General features: G+C 45.5%; 13 protein-coding genes. 6 read left to right on the top strand and 7 right to left on the bottom strand.

What is annotated here, in order from left to right; translation table 11 throughout:
- Nucleotides 1-62: 62 nt before the first annotated feature.
- Together ABD960_RS07835 and pta are read right to left on the bottom strand one after the other, a co-directional pair.
- A complete protein-coding gene (locus tag ABD960_RS07835; protein WP_345330464.1) occupies nucleotides 63-1,262 on the bottom strand; it encodes an acetate/propionate family kinase in 1,200 nt (399 codons plus the stop codon).
- A 26-nt stretch (nucleotides 1,263-1,288) separates the two neighbouring features.
- Nucleotides 1,289-3,382: a phosphate acetyltransferase gene (gene pta, locus ABD960_RS07830; RefSeq protein ID WP_345330463.1), complete on the bottom strand. Its 2,094-nt coding sequence runs from the start codon at nucleotides 3,380-3,382 to the stop codon at nucleotides 1,289-1,291.
- Between the two features lie 245 nt (nucleotides 3,383-3,627).
- Between pta and ABD960_RS07825 the strand changes: the two genes are divergently transcribed.
- Nucleotides 3,628-4,962: a sigma-54-dependent transcriptional regulator gene (locus tag ABD960_RS07825; protein WP_345330462.1), complete on the top strand. Its 1,335-nt coding sequence runs from the start codon at nucleotides 3,628-3,630 to the stop codon at nucleotides 4,960-4,962.
- A 28-nt stretch (nucleotides 4,963-4,990) separates the two neighbouring features.
- Here the strand turns inward: ABD960_RS07825 and argS are convergent, their stop codons facing one another.
- Nucleotides 4,991-6,757: an arginine--tRNA ligase gene (gene argS / locus ABD960_RS07820; RefSeq protein WP_345330461.1), complete on the bottom strand. Its 1,767-nt coding sequence runs from the start codon at nucleotides 6,755-6,757 to the stop codon at nucleotides 4,991-4,993.
- 100 nt (nucleotides 6,758-6,857) lie between these two features.
- Here argS and ABD960_RS07815 point away from each other — a divergent pair, with 100 nt between their 5' ends.
- On the top strand, nucleotides 6,858-8,294 hold the full coding sequence (locus ABD960_RS07815; protein ID WP_345330460.1) for an arginine deiminase family protein: 1,437 nt from the start codon (nucleotides 6,858-6,860) through the stop codon (nucleotides 8,292-8,294).
- Between the two features lie 106 nt (nucleotides 8,295-8,400).
- A complete protein-coding gene (gene ctlX / locus ABD960_RS07810) occupies nucleotides 8,401-9,318 on the top strand; it encodes a citrulline utilization hydrolase CtlX (protein ID WP_345330459.1) in 918 nt (305 codons plus the stop codon).
- Between the two features lie 4 nt (nucleotides 9,319-9,322).
- Here the strand turns inward: ctlX and ABD960_RS07805 are convergent, their stop codons facing one another.
- The 4 genes from ABD960_RS07805 to ABD960_RS07790 all read right to left on the bottom strand — a co-directional run bounded on the left by ABD960_RS07805 (nucleotide 9,323) and on the right by ABD960_RS07790 (nucleotide 15,031).
- Nucleotides 9,323-12,511 carry an error-prone DNA polymerase gene (locus tag ABD960_RS07805; RefSeq protein ID WP_345330458.1) on the bottom strand — a complete coding sequence of 1,063 codons (3,189 nt, stop codon included), beginning with the start codon at nucleotides 12,509-12,511 and terminating at the stop codon, nucleotides 9,323-9,325.
- A gap of 6 nt (nucleotides 12,512-12,517) precedes the next feature.
- Nucleotides 12,518-14,014 carry a Y-family DNA polymerase gene (locus tag ABD960_RS07800; protein ID WP_345330456.1) on the bottom strand — a complete coding sequence of 499 codons (1,497 nt, stop codon included), beginning with the start codon at nucleotides 14,012-14,014 and terminating at the stop codon, nucleotides 12,518-12,520.
- Nucleotides 14,015-14,016: 2 nt separating this feature from the next.
- Nucleotides 14,017-14,739, bottom strand: a complete 723-nt coding sequence (locus ABD960_RS07795) for an ImuA family protein (protein WP_345330455.1) — start codon at nucleotides 14,737-14,739, stop codon at nucleotides 14,017-14,019.
- 145 nt (nucleotides 14,740-14,884) lie between these two features.
- On the bottom strand, nucleotides 14,885-15,031 hold the full coding sequence (locus ABD960_RS07790) for a DUF2256 domain-containing protein (protein WP_345330453.1): 147 nt from the start codon (nucleotides 15,029-15,031) through the stop codon (nucleotides 14,885-14,887).
- A gap of 90 nt (nucleotides 15,032-15,121) precedes the next feature.
- Here ABD960_RS07790 and ABD960_RS07785 point away from each other — a divergent pair, with 90 nt between their 5' ends.
- Genes ABD960_RS07785 through ABD960_RS07775 form a run of 3 tightly spaced genes read left to right on the top strand, consistent with a single transcriptional unit; the run spans nucleotide 15,122 to nucleotide 18,610 of the window.
- Entirely contained in the window at nucleotides 15,122-15,583 is a 462-nt protein-coding gene (locus ABD960_RS07785; RefSeq protein ID WP_345330451.1) for a Fur family transcriptional regulator, read from the top strand.
- Between the two features lie 36 nt (nucleotides 15,584-15,619).
- Nucleotides 15,620-17,725 (top strand): FUSC family membrane protein, encoded by a 2,106-nt coding sequence (locus ABD960_RS07780; protein WP_345330450.1) that lies wholly within the window; start codon nucleotides 15,620-15,622, stop codon nucleotides 17,723-17,725.
- 33 nt (nucleotides 17,726-17,758) lie between these two features.
- A complete protein-coding gene (locus tag ABD960_RS07775) occupies nucleotides 17,759-18,610 on the top strand; it encodes a helix-turn-helix domain-containing protein (RefSeq protein WP_345330449.1) in 852 nt (283 codons plus the stop codon).
- Nucleotides 18,611-18,646: the final 36 nt, after the last annotated feature.

Below are 18,646 nucleotides of genomic sequence, written 5' to 3'. Positions count from 1 at the left end.
TTTGATAAAAAAAGCCTGTTGCGTTTGAACAACAGGCCTCATTTTACCGCAATGCATTATTATTAGTTCTGCAAAAGCGCTTTGCATTGTTTTGCAATTTCCAGCTCTTCATTGGTAGGTATAACCAGTACTTTTACTTTTGATTGTGAGGCACTCACATCGCGCAAGCCCGGTTTACGTTGCGCGTTTTCTTCTGTGCTTATTTGTATGCCCATAAAGTCCATATCGTGGCAGGCCATTTCACGCACCAGGGCGTCATTTTCACCCACTCCTGCGGTGAATACGATAGCGTCCAACCCATTCATGGCAGCGCTATACGCACCGATAAATTTACGTATGCGGTAAGCATACATTTCATAAGCCAGCGCGGCCGCATCGCTGCCCTCATTTATCATTTTGGTGATGTCGCGCATATCGCTATATCCGGTCAATCCAAACATACCGCTTTTTTTGTTCAACAGAGAAGTAAGTTCGGCGGCATCATAACCCTGCTGTTCTATCAGGTATAATAATACCGAGGCATCAATATTACCGCTGCGCGTACCCATTATCAAACCATCCAATGGTGTGAGGCCCATGCTGGTATCAATACATTTACCGGCGTTAACTGCCGCCATACTGCAACCGTTGCCCAAGTGTATAGTAATTATCTTGGCATCAGGTTTTTGAAGATGCTCAATTGCTCTGCCTGACACATATTTATGGCTGATGCCATGGAAGCCATACACACGGATACCGTAATCTTTATAAAAATTATCAGGTATAGCGTAGCGGTAAGCCTTTTCAGGCATGGTTTGGTGGAATGCGGTATCAAACACCGCCACCTGAGTAGCTTTTTTAAAAATGCTTTGCGCTACCTCTATACCTTTTATGTGCCCCGGGTTATGCAGCGGTGCAAGCGGGTAAAGCTGTTTTATCTTTTCCTTTACCTCTTCAGTAATTATGGTAGTTTGTGTTAGGGTTTCGCCGCCATGCACAATGCGATGCCCCACTACATTTATATCGTCCGGGTTGTGCACCACGGCTATGCCAGGCTGCACCAACAGCTTTTCAACCTCAAACATTCCTGCCTCATGATCGGGTATATCCAATTCAAGTTTTGTTACCTTTTCTTCGCCATTTATAAACACGGTGTGCTTAATAAGCGAATCTCCGAGGCCTATCCGCTCAACCAAACCACTACATACCGGCTCGGCAGATTCACTGTGAAACAGTTGATATTTTATAGAGCTGCTGCCCGAGTTAATTACAAATATGTTCATCTAAAAAAATAAGTATCGGGTTTAAATTAAGCGTTCTGGCTTTGTATGGCCGTAATGATAACGGTATTAAAAACATCGTCGACGGTACAACCACGGCTCAAATCGTTCACCGGTTTATTTAAGCCTTGCAGCATGGGGCCAATGGCCAAAGCACCGGTTTCGCGCTGTACGGCTTTGTAAGTATTGTTACCGGTGTTTAAATCGGGGAAGATAAGCACACTGGCCTGCCCTGCTACTTCTGATCCGGGTAGTTTTTGCTGACCTACAACCGGATCAACCGCGGCGTCATATTGTATAGGGCCTTCTACTTTCAGGTCCGGGCGTTGCTGCCTTACCAGTTCGGTAGCACGACGAACTTTTTCCACGTCCTCCCCCGCACCGGATGTACCCGAGGAGTATGACAGCATAGCGATACGTGGCTCAATGCCGAAACGCATACTGTTATCAGCTGATGAGATTGCTATCTGCGCCAGTTCCTCGGCCGTTGGGTTAGGGTTTACCGCGCAATCGCCAAATACGGATACCCTGTCCTCTAAACACATAAAAAAGATAGACGATACGGTAGAAATACCCGGTTTAGTTTTAATGAATTGCAACGCCGGCCTGATGGTATGTTGCGTGGTATGCACCGCGCCCGAAACCATTCCGTCGGCATGCCCTTTATACACCATCATGGTACCAAAGTACGATACATCTGTCATCAGATCGCGCGCCATTTCCATCGTCAGGTTTTTGCTTTTGCGCAGTTCGTACAAAGTTTCTACATAATCCTCATAATGGCCGGAGTTTGCAGGGTCGATTATGTTGATATCATTAATATCCAGATCAATACCTAAACGTTTTATGGAAGCCGCGATTTCCGTTGGGTTGCCAAGCAAGGTTAATTTAACCAATTGCTGCGCGATCAGCCTGCCTGCCGCCAATATAATGCGGTCATCATTACCCTCCGGCAATACAATGTTCTTGATCTCCTTTTTGGCCCATTTGCTCAACTGGTACTGGAACATGTGCGGCGTCATGGCGTCGGAGTGGTAGGTTACCATCTTTTCATCCAGCGCGCCGGTATCTACACAACGGTTAAAGGTGTCAATAGCCAGTTGGATTTTTTTTGAATTATCAGGCGTAATACGAGCTTTTACAGCCGCAATTTTATTGGTAGTTTCAAACGTGCCGCCATTAACCGCAATAATCGGCACCACGTTCTGCAAACCTTCTATTAGTCTCATTACGGGTTCCTCGGGCACTACACCTGCTGTAAGTACAATTCCTGCAACCCGCGGATAGCTTGATGACAAATTTGCCTGCAAGGAACTGATGATGATATCCCCCCTATCACCAGGCGTTACGATCAGTACGTTTTCTTTTAAAAAGCTCAGAAAGTTGGGCACCTGCATAGCCCCGGTAACAAAGTTGTCTACCTGGTTAGAAAGGTGCTCGCTGCCGAAAAGCAAACGTCCGTCCAGATGGCCAAAAATATCACTTACGGTTGGGTTTTGGAGTGCCTTATCGGCAGATATAACCGCGCTTATAGTGCCTTTAGGCAACTGCGAAGCCAGTAGCTTGCGCACGTCATTCGCCTGATCGACATGCACTTTATTAGCCACCAGGGCCAATACCTGTATCTCGCGCGATTGATACGCATGAAATAGATTCAACCCATCCTGAATAATTTCAGAAATCGATTTTCCGTCGCCGGATATGACTAACACCACCGGCGCGTTCAGGTTACGGGCAATCAGCAGGTTGCTTTCAAAATCAAAAGCGGTACCCTGGCCGGTAAAATCGCCGCCTTCAATTACTGTAAAATCGTAGTTTTCCTCTATCTTTTTAAAGCGGCTGATGATGGTATCGATCATTTCGCCCTGGCTTTGCTCGTTTAAAAGCTGCAAGGCTTCGGCGCGGGTAAAGGCGTAAGTATCCTCAAAAGCCAAAGGCAATTGAAAATGCGACAGGATGGTTTGTATATGTACATCTTTAAACTCTGCCGGGTCGGTATTAATTATAGGCTTGAAATAGCCGATCTTTTGTGCCTTACCCAGCAGCATATCAACTATACCGAGCGTAACAACAGATTTCCCACTATAAGGCTCGGCCGATGCGATGAATATTGTTTTTGTCAATTTTGATAAATTTTAAGAGGTATGCAAATATAGCTAAAACACGCTTTCTATATTAAAATCATTGGTTTTAGCCTTTATAAACGATAACATCAGTATGTAAACTATAACGTTAAACTTAAAATCACAGTACTTTGTTCGGCAACCTATATGGTTGTTTATTTGGGTAACCAATTCGTTTTAACGCGCAATATTTGACCTTACCCTAAGCGAATATTTTTACGATATATTTGCTGAAAATTTTACGTATGAAACCCAAGGTGCTGATAATTGATGATGAGGAAAAACTGCGTGGTTTGTTATCAAGGATCATCGGACTGGAAAGTTTTGAAGTATTTGAGGCGGCAACCGGTAAAGAGGGTTTAAAAATACTCGCCCGCGAAAACATTATGGCCGTATTGAGTGATGTTAAACTTCCCGACGTGAATGGCGTCGACCTGGTAAAAAACATCAGGGAGTTGCGCCCATACGTTGAAGTGATTAACCTTACCGCTTACGGCAATATTAATGATGCAGTTAAAGCGATACAAAACGGCGCTTTTAACTACATCATCAAAGGTGATGATAATGAGAAGATTATCCCTTTACTAAATCAGGCCGTTGATAAAGCCCGTTTGCAATTAAAAGTTTACGAACTGGAAACCAAACTGGCTAAAAAGTACAGTTTCGCAAATATCATCGGTCAATCAAAACAAATAACCGAAGCTATCGCCCTCGGGCGAAAAGTTGCCGCTACCAATACCACAGTGTTGCTGCTTGGCCAAACGGGTACCGGTAAAGAGGTATTTGCTTCGGCAATTCATTATGAGAGCGAGCGCAGGCTGATGCCTTTTGTAGCCGTTAACTGTAGCAGCTTTACACCGGAATTATTGGAAAGCGAGCTATTTGGTTATAAAGCAGGCGCCTTTACAGGTGCAGTTAAAGATAAAAAGGGCTTATTTGAGGAAGCGCAATACGGCACTATTTTTCTGGATGAAATAGGCGAAATGAGCCTTGAACTACAGGCCAAGTTACTACGTGTGCTGGAGAGCAAAACATTTATAAAGGTTGGCGATACGCAAACTACCAAGGTAAACGTACGCATTTTGGCCGCCACCAACCGTGACCTGATGAAGGAATCGGAAGCCGGTCGTTTTCGTGAAGATTTGTACTACCGGTTATCCGTGTTTACTATCACGCTCCCATCCCTAAACGAGCGTAAGGGTGATATAGAGTTATTGGCTAAACATTACATGGAAGAGTTTGCCGCCAAGATAAACGGCCGAATAAATAAAATGGACGATGAGTTTATCTCGCTTTTGAACAGCCACCAGTGGAAAGGCAACATTCGCGAGTTAAAGAACTGCATTGAACGCGCGGTTATTTTAGCTGACAGCGAAACACTTACACCTGATCAGCTCCCGCCCGACTTCAGGTTTAAAAACGGCGGCAACAGCAACGCCCTCGACCTGGCAACCATTGAAAAGCAGCACATTTTTAAAGTGTTACAATACACCGGTGGCAATAAAACCGAGGCCGCCCGTTTGTTGGGCATCGGCTTAACAACGCTTTACCGCAAGCTGGAAGAATATCAGTTGAACTAAAACAAGAAAGGGGCTAACGCCCCTTTTATTACATCCGCTCCGGCACCTCAATGCCTAACAGCGCCATACCTTTTTTGATCACTTTGGCTGATGCTGCTGATAGTTGCAACCTGAATTTTTTGGATACTTCATCTTCGGCTTGCAAAATGGAGTGTTCGTGGTAAAATTTATTGTAAGCCTTCGCCAGTTCGTAAACATAATTGGCTATAACAGCCGGACTGTAAGCCTCAGCTGCTTGCGCAACTATATCCGGGAATTGATTAAGCAAAACGATCAGTTCACGCTCCTCAGCGGCAAGCGTGCTAACGCTGGTACGTTCCGTAAAATCAACCCCAGCCCTGTTTAGTACCGATTTGATACGGGCGTGAGTATACTGTATAAACGGCCCGGTATGCCCCTGAAAATCTACGGATTCATTCGGGTCAAACAACAGGCGCTTTTTAGGATCGACCTTTAGTAAAAAGTATTTTAGTGCGCCCATACCGATAGTATGGTACAAGGCGCTCTTTTCTTCTTCCGAAAAACCTTCCACCTTACCTAATTCTTCAGTGCGCTGTTTGGCGGTTTGCTCCATTTCGGTCATCAGATCATCAGCGTCAACCACCGTGCCTTCGCGAGATTTCATTTTGCCGGATGGAAGATCAACCATTCCGTAAGAAAGGTGGAACAGGCTGTTGGTATCAGCCTTGCCCAGTTTTTGCAATATCAGGAAGAGTACCTTAAAGTGGTAATCCTGCTCGTTACCCACTACATAGATCGACTTATCCATGCCGAAATCATTATATTTCAGCAATGCCGTACCAATATCCTGAGTAATGTAAACCGATGTTCCATCAGCACGCAGTACCAGTTTTTGGTCAAGGCCGTCCTCGGTCAGGTCAATCCAAACCGAACCGTCCTCTTTTTTAAAGAACACGCCTTTTGCAAGGCCTTCCTCAATAATATCCTTACCTAACAGGTAAGTGTTTGATTCGTAATAGAACTTATCAAAAGCAACCCCGAGACGCTTGTAAGTTTCATCAAAACCGGCATACACCCAACTATTCATGGTTTTCCAAAGGCCGATCACCTCTTCGTCGCCCGCCTCCCATTTTTGCAGCATAAGTTGGGCTTCTTTTATTAGCGGAGCGTTCTTTTTGGCTTCGTCCTCGGTTTGGCCTTCGGCTTTTAGTGCTTCTATTTCCTTTTTGTATTCTTTATCAAATACCACATAGTACTTACCTACCAAATGGTCGCCTTTTAAACCTGATGATTCAGGGGTTTCGCCATTGCCAAACTTTTGCCAGGCCAACATGGATTTACAGATATGTATCCCCCTATCATTAACCAAGTTAGCCTTGATCACTTCGTACCCTGCTGCACTTAAAATTTGCGCTACCGAAAAACCTAACAGGTTGTTACGTACGTGCCCAAGGTGCAACGGCTTATTGGTATTCGGAGATGAATACTCTACCATTACCTTTTGTCCGTTAGCTTGCGGCTCGGCAAAATCTGCGGATAGTATTTGGTTGTAAAGTGTATTCAGCCAGTAATCATCAGCTATTGAAATATTCAGAAAGCCTTTTATTACGTTAAATGCCGATACCTCGCTCACGTTGGCTTTCAGGTACTCGCCTATCTCGGTACCGGTTTGCTCAGGCGATTTGCGTGAGAAACGGGTGAACGGAAAGGTTACTATGGTTAGCTGGCCCTCAAACTCCTTGCGGGTTTCCTGCAAGCTAATAGCGTCAGCGGTAATATCGGTGTTATAAAGTTCCTTAACGGCCTTGATGGCGGCATCAGTAATAAAATTCATCCGCCAAAATTAAGTAAATGCTGCGAGTTGAGCGTAAAAAATAACACCATCTACTTCTGTAACATTTTTTGTAATAGATTTGCTACCATTATAACCTTTTATGACGCTTAACGACAAAGATTTCAGGATAGATGTAACCTCGGAGATAGGCAGCCTGCGCGCTGTATTGATCCATAGTCCGGATAGCGGACTGGGTAAAGTAGTACCCTCTAAAGCGCAGGATTGGCTGTTTGAAGATATTGTACACTTAGATACGCTCCGCAAAAAAGAATACGATTATTATATAAAACTGCTGCTCTACTTTCTCGATCCGGATAAGATAAAGGGAAAACTTGATGAGGTTGATACGGACCGCTCATTTTTTAAACCCGACAATAAAGATTTCCACTCATCAACCAAAGTGCTCGAACTACAAGTATTGCTAAGCGATATATTGCAGGAAACCGATATCCGTAAAAAACTGGTAGCCTCTGTTTGCGCCATTGAAGGCTGTAGCTACCGCATGCAATTAAGGCTGATTGATACCGACGCGGTACAGCTTGCTAAAATATTTATCTCGGGCGCGTTGAATGATGACGAGATGATCTTTGCGCCTATACCTAATTTGATATTTTCGAGAGATATCGGTATCGCCATAAATAATTACGTGTTATTAAATAAACCCGCCAAAAAAGCCCGCTTTCGCGAGACTTTACTAATGCGGTATATATTTTTTAACCACCCGCTGTTCGCCAAATTTCGCGACAATATTTTGGAGATACCCGAAACGGTGCATCACTTTTTACGTCCCGGCGAGGATAACGAACAAAAAACCACGCTCGAAGGCGGCGACGTAATGATGGTAAGCCCCGACCACCTGGTTATTGGCTGCAGTGAACGTACCTCAACCAGCGGTGCTGATGAAGCCATTAAACTCCTGTTTGAGCATAACGTGGTTAAAAAAGTAACGGTAGTTAAAATACCCAACAAGCGCGATTATATGCATATTGACACCGTGTTTACGCAGGTAAGGCGCGATATGTGGGTGATACTGCACTCGCTGGCCATAGCGGAGAAACCTGAGAAAGAAGCCGGGCCTGCTGCATGGTTTGCCGATAAAAAGAGCAAGGAGAAAACAGAGATCGTACAGTTCAGGCAAGGTAAAAAGCCTAAAACGTTTGATAATATTGAGGAGTTATTGACCGATATCAGCCATAAAGACCTTGGCTATGAGGGCGAAGTAAAGTTTATTTATTCAGGCAATAATACCTTCCCTTTTGATGCCCGCGAGCAATGGACGGACTCGTGCAATCTGCTGGCCGTAAAAGAGGGTGTGGTATTAGGTTATGACCGTAATGATAAAACGGTTGAGGCATTCGTCGCTCAGGGATTTAACATCATCCCGGTAGCAGAACTGCTTCAAAAATTTGAGAATAACGAGTTAAACCCCAAAACGCTTACAGATACACTGGTCCTGATACCGTCAGCAGAACTATCGCGTGCCCGCGGTGGTTTCCACTGTATGAGTATGCCGCTTTGGCGGGAGAAAATTGGGTAATAGTCCATGGTCGATAGTCAATAGACTATAGACTTAAAACTATTTAATAACAAGACTATGCTCAAAATCACTATGGACCGTGGTCTGTAGACTATCGACTAAAAAAATGCAAGCAACATCCAACATACTGATGATCCGCCCGGTGGCTTTTGGTTTTAACGAGCAAACCGCGGGTAGTAACGCTTTTCAAAATAGAAATGCGGAGCAAACCGATGTGCAACAGAAGGCGCTACAGGAGTTTGACGGCTTTGTGCAATTACTACGCGACAACGGCGTAAATGTCATCGTAGTAGATGACACTGCCGAGCCGCATACGCCTGATTCGATATTCCCGAATAACTGGGTTTCATTCCATGAGGATGGTAATGTATACCTGTACCCTATGCAGGCCGAAAACCGAAGGCTTGAACGGCGGGAAGATATTGTTCGCGACTTACAGGAAGATTTCAACATAGCCCACATTACTGATTTGAGCCGCTTTGAAAGTGAGCATAAATTTTTGGAAGGTACCGGCAGTATGGTGCTCGACCGGGAAAATAAAATTGCCTACGCCTGCCTTTCGCCGCGTACTGATGCTGATATATTAGGTGCATTTTGCGAGCAAGCCGGGTATAAGCCCGTTTTGTTTGATGCTTTTGATGCCAAGGGCAGAGCCATTTATCACACCAACGTTTTAATGGCCATTGCTACTAAGTATGTGGTGATATGCCTGGAGAGCATCACCGATGATGAACAACTGGAAGCTGTGATTGATGCCATTGAATCAAGCGGTAAGGAGATCATCAATATTACGTTTGACCAGATGAACCACTTCGCGGGCAATATGCTGGAGGTACATAACCAGGCGGGAGATAGCCTGATCGTGATGTCGGCAAGCGCGTGGAACTCGCTTGATGAAGAGCAGCAGGAAGCGCTGTCAAGCTACAGTAAGCCCTTGTATGCCGATATCAGCACGATTGAAACCAATGGCGGCGGCAGCGCCAGGTGCATGATGGCCGAAGTACACTTGCCGGCAAAGCATTAATTTTTTAATGAAAATTTCGCCCTTTATGAAAAGCCCGGCTTGTTGGCGCGGATGACGAGCGCCCATCATAATCTTCGGGTTTACTAGTTTCATCTCCCCGCATTGTTGGCGTTTGCAGGTTTGATGTAAGCGTATTTAACACGGGGGTTAAATTAAAGCACTGCCTTACGACCAGGTGTATCACACCGTTGGCCATCTGCAATTTGCCGCTTGCCATAAACAACTTTGATTGTACGATCTCTTTCCGATAGGTATCAAAAAGCTTTTGCCATACCACCAGATTGGCCGAGCCGGTTTCATCTTCTAAAGTCATGAACAACACTCCCTTGGCAGTTCCCGGCCGCTGCCGCACAGTTATCAGGCCTGCTATGCTCACATAATCGCCATCCTTATGCCGGGTTAACTCGCTTATCCTGATATTTTTTAGGCGGGACAATTGTGTGCGAAGCAAGCCTACGGGATGATCTTTCAGCGATAAACCGGTAAAGAAATAATCCTGCACCACATGTTCGCCACGGGTCATTAAAGGCAGCGGCACACTATCTTCGAGCACGGTTTCAGATAACTGTCCTTTAAAAAGCCCTATAGGCCTGTCGGCAAGCGCAGAAATTTCCCACAAGGCCATGCGCCTGTCGGCCCCCATTGAACGAAAAGCGTCACCGTCAGCTAATCTTTGTAAGGAATTTTCAGGCACCCCAGCTGCCCTCAACTCGTCAATATGGGTATAACCATCTTTACGGCAAACGGTCAGTATGGTCATATCCTCTTCACGCAAACCTTTAACCTGCCTAAAGCCCAGGCGAACAGCATTTTTACCGTTCTTGTTTTCGATAATATTATCCCATTCAGAATAATTTACATCAACCGGCAAAATCAGCACGCCATGATTCTTCGCGTCCTGAACAATTTGGGCAGGTTGATAAAACCCCATGGGCTGACTGTTGAGCAAAGCGGCACAAAACACATCAGGGTAATGACACTTAAGCCAAGATGATATATATACCAGCAATGCAAACGAGGCGGCATGGCTTTCAGGAAAACCATACCCTTCAAAGCCTTGCAACTGTTTAAATATGCGGTGAGCAAAGTCCCTTTCGTAGCCACGCGCAACCATCCCTTCTACCAGTTTCCTCTCGTAGATATGCAATTTGCCGTTGGCCTTGAATGATGCCATACTCCGGCGCAATTGATCGGCCTCAGCATGTGTAAAACCTGCTGCCTCTATGGCAATTTCCATCGCCTGCTCTTGGAATAGCGGTACGCCAAGCGTCCGTTTTAATATTTCTCTTAGTTCTGGTTTCGGATATTCGGGTAATTCCAGCCCATCGCGCCTGCGCAGGTATGGGTGCACCATGTCGCCCTGAATAGGTCCGGGCCTCACTATCGCTACTTCTATTACCAAGTCATAAAACTTTCTGGGTTTAAGTCTGGGCAGCATAGACATTTGCGCCCGGCTCTCAATCTGAAAAACACCGATAGTATCTGCACGGCAGATCATGTCATAAACATCCTCATCGCTCTGTGGTACGTTTGCCAGGGTGAGCTTGCGGTTGTAATGTTTGAGCACCATATCAAACGCCTTGCGTATCATGGTGAGCATACCCAAGCCCAGCACATCCACTTTTAATATCTGCAGATCCTCCAGATCATCTTTATTCCACTCCACCTGTGTGCGCTGCACCATGCGGGCGTTGTGCACCGGGCAAATGTCGGTAAGTTTACCTTCGGTAATTACAAACCCGCCGGTGTGCTGGCCCAATTGCCTCGGAAAGCCGATCAGTTGGTTAGTAAGTTCCAGTACTTTACGGATAAGCGGATCATGCGGGTTTAAACCCTGGCCGCTCAACCGATTTTCATCAAACCCTTCCTCCCTGAAATCCCAGATGGTGGCACCCAACCGCTTTATAGTATCTTCAGACAGGCCCATTGCTTTCCCTACGTCACGTATGGCGCCCTTGTGCCTTTCCTGCGTAACGGTAGCTACTATGGCCGCGCGATCGCGCCCATAATCGTTATATATAAACTGAATGATCTCCTCCCGCCGCTCATGCTCAAAATCCACATCAATATCCGGCCATTCATCGCGCGCATCCGACATAAATCTCGAGAAAAGCAACCTCGATTCTGCCGGGTTAACAGCGGTTATCCCCAAACAATAACACACCGTTGAATTGGCTGCTGACCCCCTGCCCTGGTGCAATATCCCCAGATCCTCCGCTTGCTGGGTATAACGGTAAACACGCAGAAAATACCATGCAAGCCGCCGTTTGGCAATAAACTCAAGTTCAAATTTTATTTGTTCAACATGCTTTGGGGGAATTGGGTCGCCAAAACGCTCCTTTGCTCCTGCCCAGGCAAGCTTTTCAAGCCGCTGCTGGGTGGTAAGACCGTTCACTAATTTTTCAGCCGGTTCCAGGTATTTTAGGGAATCTAAGGAAAACCTGCAACTGTCTGCAATTAAAAGCGTGTTGCTTAAAGCTTGCGGATATTCCCTGAAAAGCCTGTAAATTTCATCCATAGGCTTCAGGTAGCGCTCGGCGTTAGGATGCAGTTTAAAGCCTGCATTATGGATGGTGCATTTCTCACGGATGCAAGTCAATACGTCCTGCAATTCACGGCGTTCGTGCTCATGGTAATGCACATCTCCGGTTGCAGCCAGCGGTACGCCGGTTTGCGCAAGCCTGTATAATCTTTTGGCATCCTGACCGTGATAATTAAACGAAGCAGCCAGATAAAGCGCATTTCCAAATTGTTGCTGATATTCTTTAAGATCATTTAAAAAAGCAGTATCAAATTCAAAACTGCTGTTTAAGCGTTCGGGAGGAACAACGATAAATATGATACCTTCTTTATAGTTATACACATCGGCTTTGTAAAGCAAACATTTACCTTTTTCAGTCCGCAGATTCCCTAAAGTAAGCAGTGCAGAAAGACGGGCATATGCCTCATGGTCAACAGGATAAGCAAGCAAGCTGGCGCCATCTGCCAGATCAAGCCTGCATGCCGGGATAAAACGGATGCCACTGCTTTTAGCTTCCATGTGTGCACGTACAATGCCGGCCATTGAATTGCGGTCGGTAATGGCAATTGAAGTGTAGCCAAGTACCTTGGCCTGCTCAACCAGTTCGTGCGGATGCGATCCGCCACGCAAAAAACTAAAATTTGATGTTACCTGTAGTTCCGCGTAAGCCATAATGTATTAAGCAAAATAACCATGCAGATACCAGCGGGCATCATTACCATCGTAATGGCCCGAACGGAACAACCAATACCGCTGCCCTTCGGTATCTTCAACCACATAATAATCGCGGTGCTCGCCTTTATCCTGCCACCATTCGCGCCCAATGCGTTCAGGTCCATCGGCCCGGGCTATAGTGTGGCGTTTATTTTTAAAGGTGAATACTTTGGGCGGATGATCGGGCACCAGGGCCATTACCTCTATTGGCTCAGGTATAGGCAGCAAGCGTATCGGCCTGGGTAACTGCGGCCATTGCGTTTCGGGCTGCTCCTGTAACGACCCTGCAACCCTTACCGCGCGCTCAGGCCAGTGATGTTCAGCGGGCAGGTACCGTTTAATGGCATCTGTGCCTACTTTACCGGCAATCTTATCCAACAATTCGGCAAGGTTAGCATCCGCTAACCCTTTAGCCTCCGCCCACAGCGCTTCCTGCGGCGCTTCCATATCCTCAAACCTTAGTACCTCTAAAACAAACAGCTCAATACCTAAGGCTGGTTCAATTTTGGCAACCTGCAACTTAAATAAACGCATAAGGTGCGATACGCTGTGCGATGCGCGTGTAGTGCTTACAGCAACCTGTACCTTACGCCCATCAATACGGTGGCATTTAAGCACCGCTTTACGTATGCCTTTACCATCGCCCTGCAAGCGCAGGCATGTTTTCTCGAGCAGTGTATGAATAGCTATTTCAATACCCGGGGCAGTACGTACAGGCTCCATACAGGGCAGCCATTCCATATAATTTACCGGCAGGCTGATGGGTTCCCAATATTCATCTCCGGTACCTAATGCCTGACCAAGCCTTGTTAACAGGTTTTGCCCAAAGCGCCTGCGTAATGCCTGCGGGGCTATGGTAAGCAACGGCGCTATAGTGCTAAAGCCTAATTTTTTTAAAAGATCGTTCACTTCAGGTTCAAGCCTTAATGCTGCGGGCGGCAGCCCGGCTAAAGCGTTGGCCTGCCCGCCAACAGGTACTATAGGATTTTTTTTAGCGAAACGGGCAACAGCCCATGCCGCGGCAGGCGTATCGGCTATGGCGGCGCGGGCATTAAAACCACCGGAGCGCAGCCTGTTAACCAATTCTTTTAAATACCCCCGTTCGCCACCCCATAAATGCGTGCAACCTGAAATATCCAGTATCAACCCATCGGGTAAATGGATAGATACTATGGGAGTATACCTGATGCAGCCTATACCTATCAGCCGGAGTAATTTTGCGGCCATGCCGGGCACATCATCCATTACGATCAAATCAATGGTAGCCGCCCTTGCATCGGCTACTGCCATACCGGCAAAGGCTCCTTCGCGTTCAGCAACCGGGCTTGAAGCAGTTATAACCATACGGTTTTTTTGAGGCGCGGCAAGTACCAGTGGTTGATCTTTTAACCCCGGCCGCCTGCGAATTAGGCCATCGGTAAGCAAATGCCTGAACCATATTGCCATATAACGCTTTTGCATATCTACCCCACTTGTCTTTCCTCATCAAACAAAATTTCGGTAACCTGCTCAAACATGCCCTCCTGCCATTGCATTACCCAGCTACCCGTTTGCCCGTTACGTACTTTAAGTAAATCAACCTGCCAGCAAAAATGGCCAACGCCGGGCAAGCCATTTATGGGCATGCTGGGTACCGGTTTAATTTGCCAGCGGGCCGCACAAGCCGTTGCTGTCAGTTTATCTGTTGCGTTACGCAACACAAAACCCGTAACCCGGCTATGCTCAACCGCGCGCTGTAAACGTTGCGATTGTTTAAAATCCATGTCTTTCAGTTCGCAAACAACGGCGGTAAGCCCGTTGCATTTCAGCGCCTCTTCCATCACCCATAAGGCATCCGAATCTTTTTTCAGGTCGATAAATACGATTTGATGGGGCGCCACGCCAAAAGTTGCCAATGCCGGTGCAAATACACGCCCTGCACGATATATCCAAACGCAAACGCCACCTTGTTTTAATAATAACGATATTACGCCCGCCAGAAATCCACCGGATGCCGCAGCCTGCTCTGTACTGGCACAAACCACCTCGTGCACGCGGCTTTTAGGGAAAACCTTGTTCGGAAAAGCCTGCTCCAGATCACCTATACCCAAAGGCTCAAACCTGCCACTCGCGGGCGGCTTATAACCCTCCCACCGCAAAATTTGCTGCCGGAGTTCTTTAATGATATGTTGATCTTGGAGGGACATGATAATTTACTCTACAAATTAATACTAATTTTTTTAGCAAATCAAATATTGTGGATAAATTTTCATTCCCTATCAAATAACATTTTTAAATCAGCATTATACATCTTAATAAAAAAGCTTTTATCATGAAAAAGACGCCTGGCTGCTACCCGGAATTTTTGTTACGCCTGCACTTTTCTGAACAATACTTTACATCATCCCAAACAGCGGCCCATTTTTTACGCCAGGTAAACGGCCGTTTGCAGGTAACGCATAATTTTTGAGGCAGATGTTGCTTTTTAACCCCTTGCATAATTGATATATGCTGAATTAACCGCTCTTCAGGCTTACGGTTTTATTTTATGGTCCCGATATTAAAGTTGTATCTTTACAACAGCATAACATGGAAAAGGATTTCGCGGGTTTACTTCACAAAAATCAACTTAAAATTACCGGGCCAAGGCTTGGTGTATTACAGGTTATTGCACAGAGCGATGCAGCGATCACTCAACCCGCGCTCGAAAAAATTATGGGTGCCGATGTTGATCGTGTTACCTTGTACCGAATTCTGAAAACCTTTGAGGAAAAAGGTATTTTGCACAAAGTGATTGACCTGAACGGCACCGCAAACTATGCTATCTGCTCACCCAGGTGTACGGTACATGAGCACCACGACGAGCACTTCCATTTTAATTGCATCAACTGCAAAAAGGTTTATTGCCTGGATGATGTACCACTGCAATCTATTAAAATACCTGAAGGTTTTACAGCTAAAGACATAAACCTGGTAATTAGTGGTTTGTGCGATAAATGCAACGCGGAAAAGCAACCGAAGATGCCGGAGCATCAAACAGCAGGCGTTTAATTACGTTATTGTATCTTTGCGCTTAGTTCAAGCTTGATGAACCCACTTTTTTTTCTCCGGAAATTAATCCGTTTTACACGGTCAGAATACTTTACTGATGCTTTGCGCATCACCATAAGCGTTGTTTTGCCTGTGCTTGTTTTAAACAGGCTTGGATTTACGCATGCCGCTACCATAGTGGGCTTAGGCGCCCTTAATGTAGGGCTTACAGAAACGGCAGGTACAGCCGCCGACAAGCGGATCAGTTTGTTGATCAGCATACCGCTTTCGTTCATTGTATCGTTCATGGTGGCTTACAGCTGGCCTTATTTTATGCTGTTTACTGTAGTTTTCGCAGTTATTATTTTTATATGCTCCATGCTTACGGTATACGGTGTACGCTTTAGTGTTTTAGGCATATCACTTATCGGGCTGGCCATATTTACCTGGGGCTTAAAGCCGGTTGACAGTTTAACATTCGCCCTGTATATTATGGGCGGCAGTGTGTGGTATTACGCTGTAAATTACCTGTACATCACCCTTTGGCCATTACGATCATTAAAGCACGCCATTGCAGAATGCCTTGCTGCTACAGCCGAGTTTTTAGAAGCCAAGGCACCTTTTTATGATGTTAACGTTCCGTTAGATATAAGCTACAAAAAGCTGCTCGCCTTACATGTACGTATTAATGATAAGCAGGAACTGGTGCGTAACCTGTTGATAAGAGATGAGCAGGCCATGCAGGCCAACAACAGCAAGGGTCAGGAGTTACTTAAAATAACGGAGTGCGCTATTGACCTGTACGACCAGATAACCGCCATACATTACGATTATGAATTTGTACGCGAGAATTTCAGGATAAACGGCATACTTGAGCTGGTTAAAAACGTAATCAAACTGCAATCGCAAGAGTTATATGCGGTTGGAGATGCCTTACAAACCAACAAACGGGCGGTTACCAAAACCAATTACCGGGCTAACCTGCAACTTTATTTGGATAGACTACAGTATATTACCGATCGTGAGGATGATAAGCACGTGCCTATGCTTATTAAGCTCAAGCATAATATTGAACGTATTGATGATTATATAAACGAGATCAAAACAGGCCTGTTTAAAGAGAACGTAGATATTGAATACGCCCACTTTGTTAGCGTACAGGATTTAAGCTTCGCAAGTATCAAAAAAAACCTCAACCTCAAATCGCCGGTGTTCAGGTTCGCTTTACGATTTACCACCTCAAGCATCTTCGGCCTGGTGGTTTCACATTTGCTTAACTGGGGCGAGTATAATTACTGGGTACTGCTCACTATCCTGGTTATTATGCGGCCATCATTCTACATCACCCAAAAACGTAATAAACAGCGTTTGCTGGGCAGCCTTGCCGGTATTGTTATAGGCTTTTCCATATTATTGCTGGTTAAACAGCAGGACTTGCTCGGCACTATCGCCATTATATTTTTGGTTGGATTTTTAACTTTCTTACGCACGCAATATCTTGTGGCGGTGGTGTTTATATCGGCCATGATAGTTATTTACCTTAATATTTATACCGGGGGCAATGGCACTATTGTAATTGAGCGCATTTATGATACCCTGCTGGGCTGCCTCATCGCTTTTGCGGGGGCATACCTGTTCCCGGTTTGGGAGAACAAACGTTTAGGCTTTTATATTAAACAGGTATTGCAGGCCAACATCAACTATCTGGAAAAACTGATTGAGGCTACACGCAATGTCCCTTTAGATATAACATCCTACAAACTGGCACGAAAAAGCGTGTACACAAGCTTAGCCGGGCTGGCCAATGCTTTTGCAGGTATGCAGAGCGAACCCGGTTTCCGTAAAGAACAAGGCGCCGGTGTGCACCGGTTTCAAATATTGAACATGAAGCTGAGCTCAATGATCACCTCACATTTTTCTGTTTTTAAATTACCTGATGCAGGCCTTAATATTGAAACGCAGGTGAAACATATACAGGCAAGCATAGCTTTGCTTCAGCATAAGCTGCAAAAAGATGCAGATTCGTTAAATTGGTCTTATCCACAGGATACGGATATTGTACCGAAACAATTTAACAAAGTAAGCGACGATCAGGATGGCGGGACACTTTTATTGCAACTCGCCCGGGAGATCAACCAATGCAACGTACCTGATTTGCGATAGATGGAATCCATCTTAAAATAATTATCTTAAAAAATGAAGCATATTCCGATACACAGGCTTAAGGATAAGACCAGCGCAGGTATGGAAATACGCTGCACTTATGAAGACGATACTGCCAAGCAAGGCAAACAATTAGGCATACATCGCGACGATCATTACGTATTTTTCCTGATTGAAAAAGGCGATGGCTCATTGATGGTTGATTTTAATGAGGTAAGTATATTTGGTCCTGCGCTATATTATATTCTTCCCGGTCAGGTTCATCATGTGTTAGCGTCGTACAATGTAAATGGATGGTTTATAGCGGCAGATACCATGCTGGTTCCGGCGCATTACCGCGAGGTATTTGAGAACCAGATAGCTATACAACAACCATACGCATTATCAGAAGAGCAATATCAACAACTGCTTGCTACCACAAAATTGCTGCATCAACATTTTAACAGCGATCCGGAGCAGCCTTTTTATATTCAATTGCTCCACTCGTTATTAAACAGCTTTATAGGCCTGGCAGCGGCCGGATATTGCAGGGCCAGTGAAGCCGCCAACACCGCTACCCGCCCCTACCAAATTACACAGCAATTTAAAAAGCTGTTAAAGCAACATTTTGTAAAACATAAAAGCCCGTCATGGTATGCCGGTCAGTTGATGATCAGCGAATCGTACCTGAACGAGGCATTGAAAAAAACAAGCGGCTCACCGGTATCTTACTGGATAACCAACGAAGTTTTGCTTGAGGCCCGCCGTTTATTATACTATAGTGAGCTTAACGTAAAAGAGATTGCCCATGCTGTAGGGTATGAAGATCATACTTATTTTTCGCGCATTTTTAAACAAAACGCCGGTAAAACGCCGCTCGCTTTCAGGCAGGATTACCGCAAATAGTCCAATACTTACCTACCAATGTCTATTTTATGCAGA

It is taken from the genome of Mucilaginibacter defluvii, assembly GCF_039543225.1.
Classification (GTDB): domain Bacteria; phylum Bacteroidota; class Bacteroidia; order Sphingobacteriales; family Sphingobacteriaceae; genus Mucilaginibacter; species Mucilaginibacter defluvii.
This window is presented reverse-complemented; position numbering and strand designations above follow the sequence as displayed.

Excerpts from the sequence above, each read along its gene's own strand:
- ABD960_RS07835 (WP_345330464.1), bottom strand. The coding sequence starts at position 1,262 with ATGAACATATTTGTAATTAACTCGGGCAGCAGCTCTATAAAATATCAA.
- ABD960_RS07825 (WP_345330462.1), top strand. The coding sequence starts at position 3,628 with ATGAAACCCAAGGTGCTGATAATTGATGATGAGGAAAAACTGCGTGGT.
- argS (WP_345330461.1), bottom strand. The coding sequence starts at position 6,757 with ATGAATTTTATTACTGATGCCGCCATCAAGGCCGTTAAGGAACTTTAT.
- ABD960_RS07815 (WP_345330460.1), top strand. The coding sequence starts at position 6,858 with ATGACGCTTAACGACAAAGATTTCAGGATAGATGTAACCTCGGAGATA.
- ctlX (WP_345330459.1), top strand. The coding sequence starts at position 8,401 with ATGCAAGCAACATCCAACATACTGATGATCCGCCCGGTGGCTTTTGGT.
- ABD960_RS07805 (WP_345330458.1), bottom strand. The coding sequence starts at position 12,511 with ATGGCTTACGCGGAACTACAGGTAACATCAAATTTTAGTTTTTTGCGT.
- ABD960_RS07800 (WP_345330456.1), bottom strand. The coding sequence starts at position 14,014 with ATGCAAAAGCGTTATATGGCAATATGGTTCAGGCATTTGCTTACCGAT.
- ABD960_RS07795 (WP_345330455.1), bottom strand. The coding sequence starts at position 14,739 with ATGTCCCTCCAAGATCAACATATCATTAAAGAACTCCGGCAGCAAATT.
- ABD960_RS07790 (WP_345330453.1), bottom strand. The coding sequence starts at position 15,031 with ATGCAAGGGGTTAAAAAGCAACATCTGCCTCAAAAATTATGCGTTACC.
- ABD960_RS07785 (WP_345330451.1), top strand. The coding sequence starts at position 15,122 with ATGGAAAAGGATTTCGCGGGTTTACTTCACAAAAATCAACTTAAAATT.
- ABD960_RS07780 (WP_345330450.1), top strand. The coding sequence starts at position 15,620 with ATGAACCCACTTTTTTTTCTCCGGAAATTAATCCGTTTTACACGGTCA.
- ABD960_RS07775 (WP_345330449.1), top strand. The coding sequence starts at position 17,759 with ATGAAGCATATTCCGATACACAGGCTTAAGGATAAGACCAGCGCAGGT.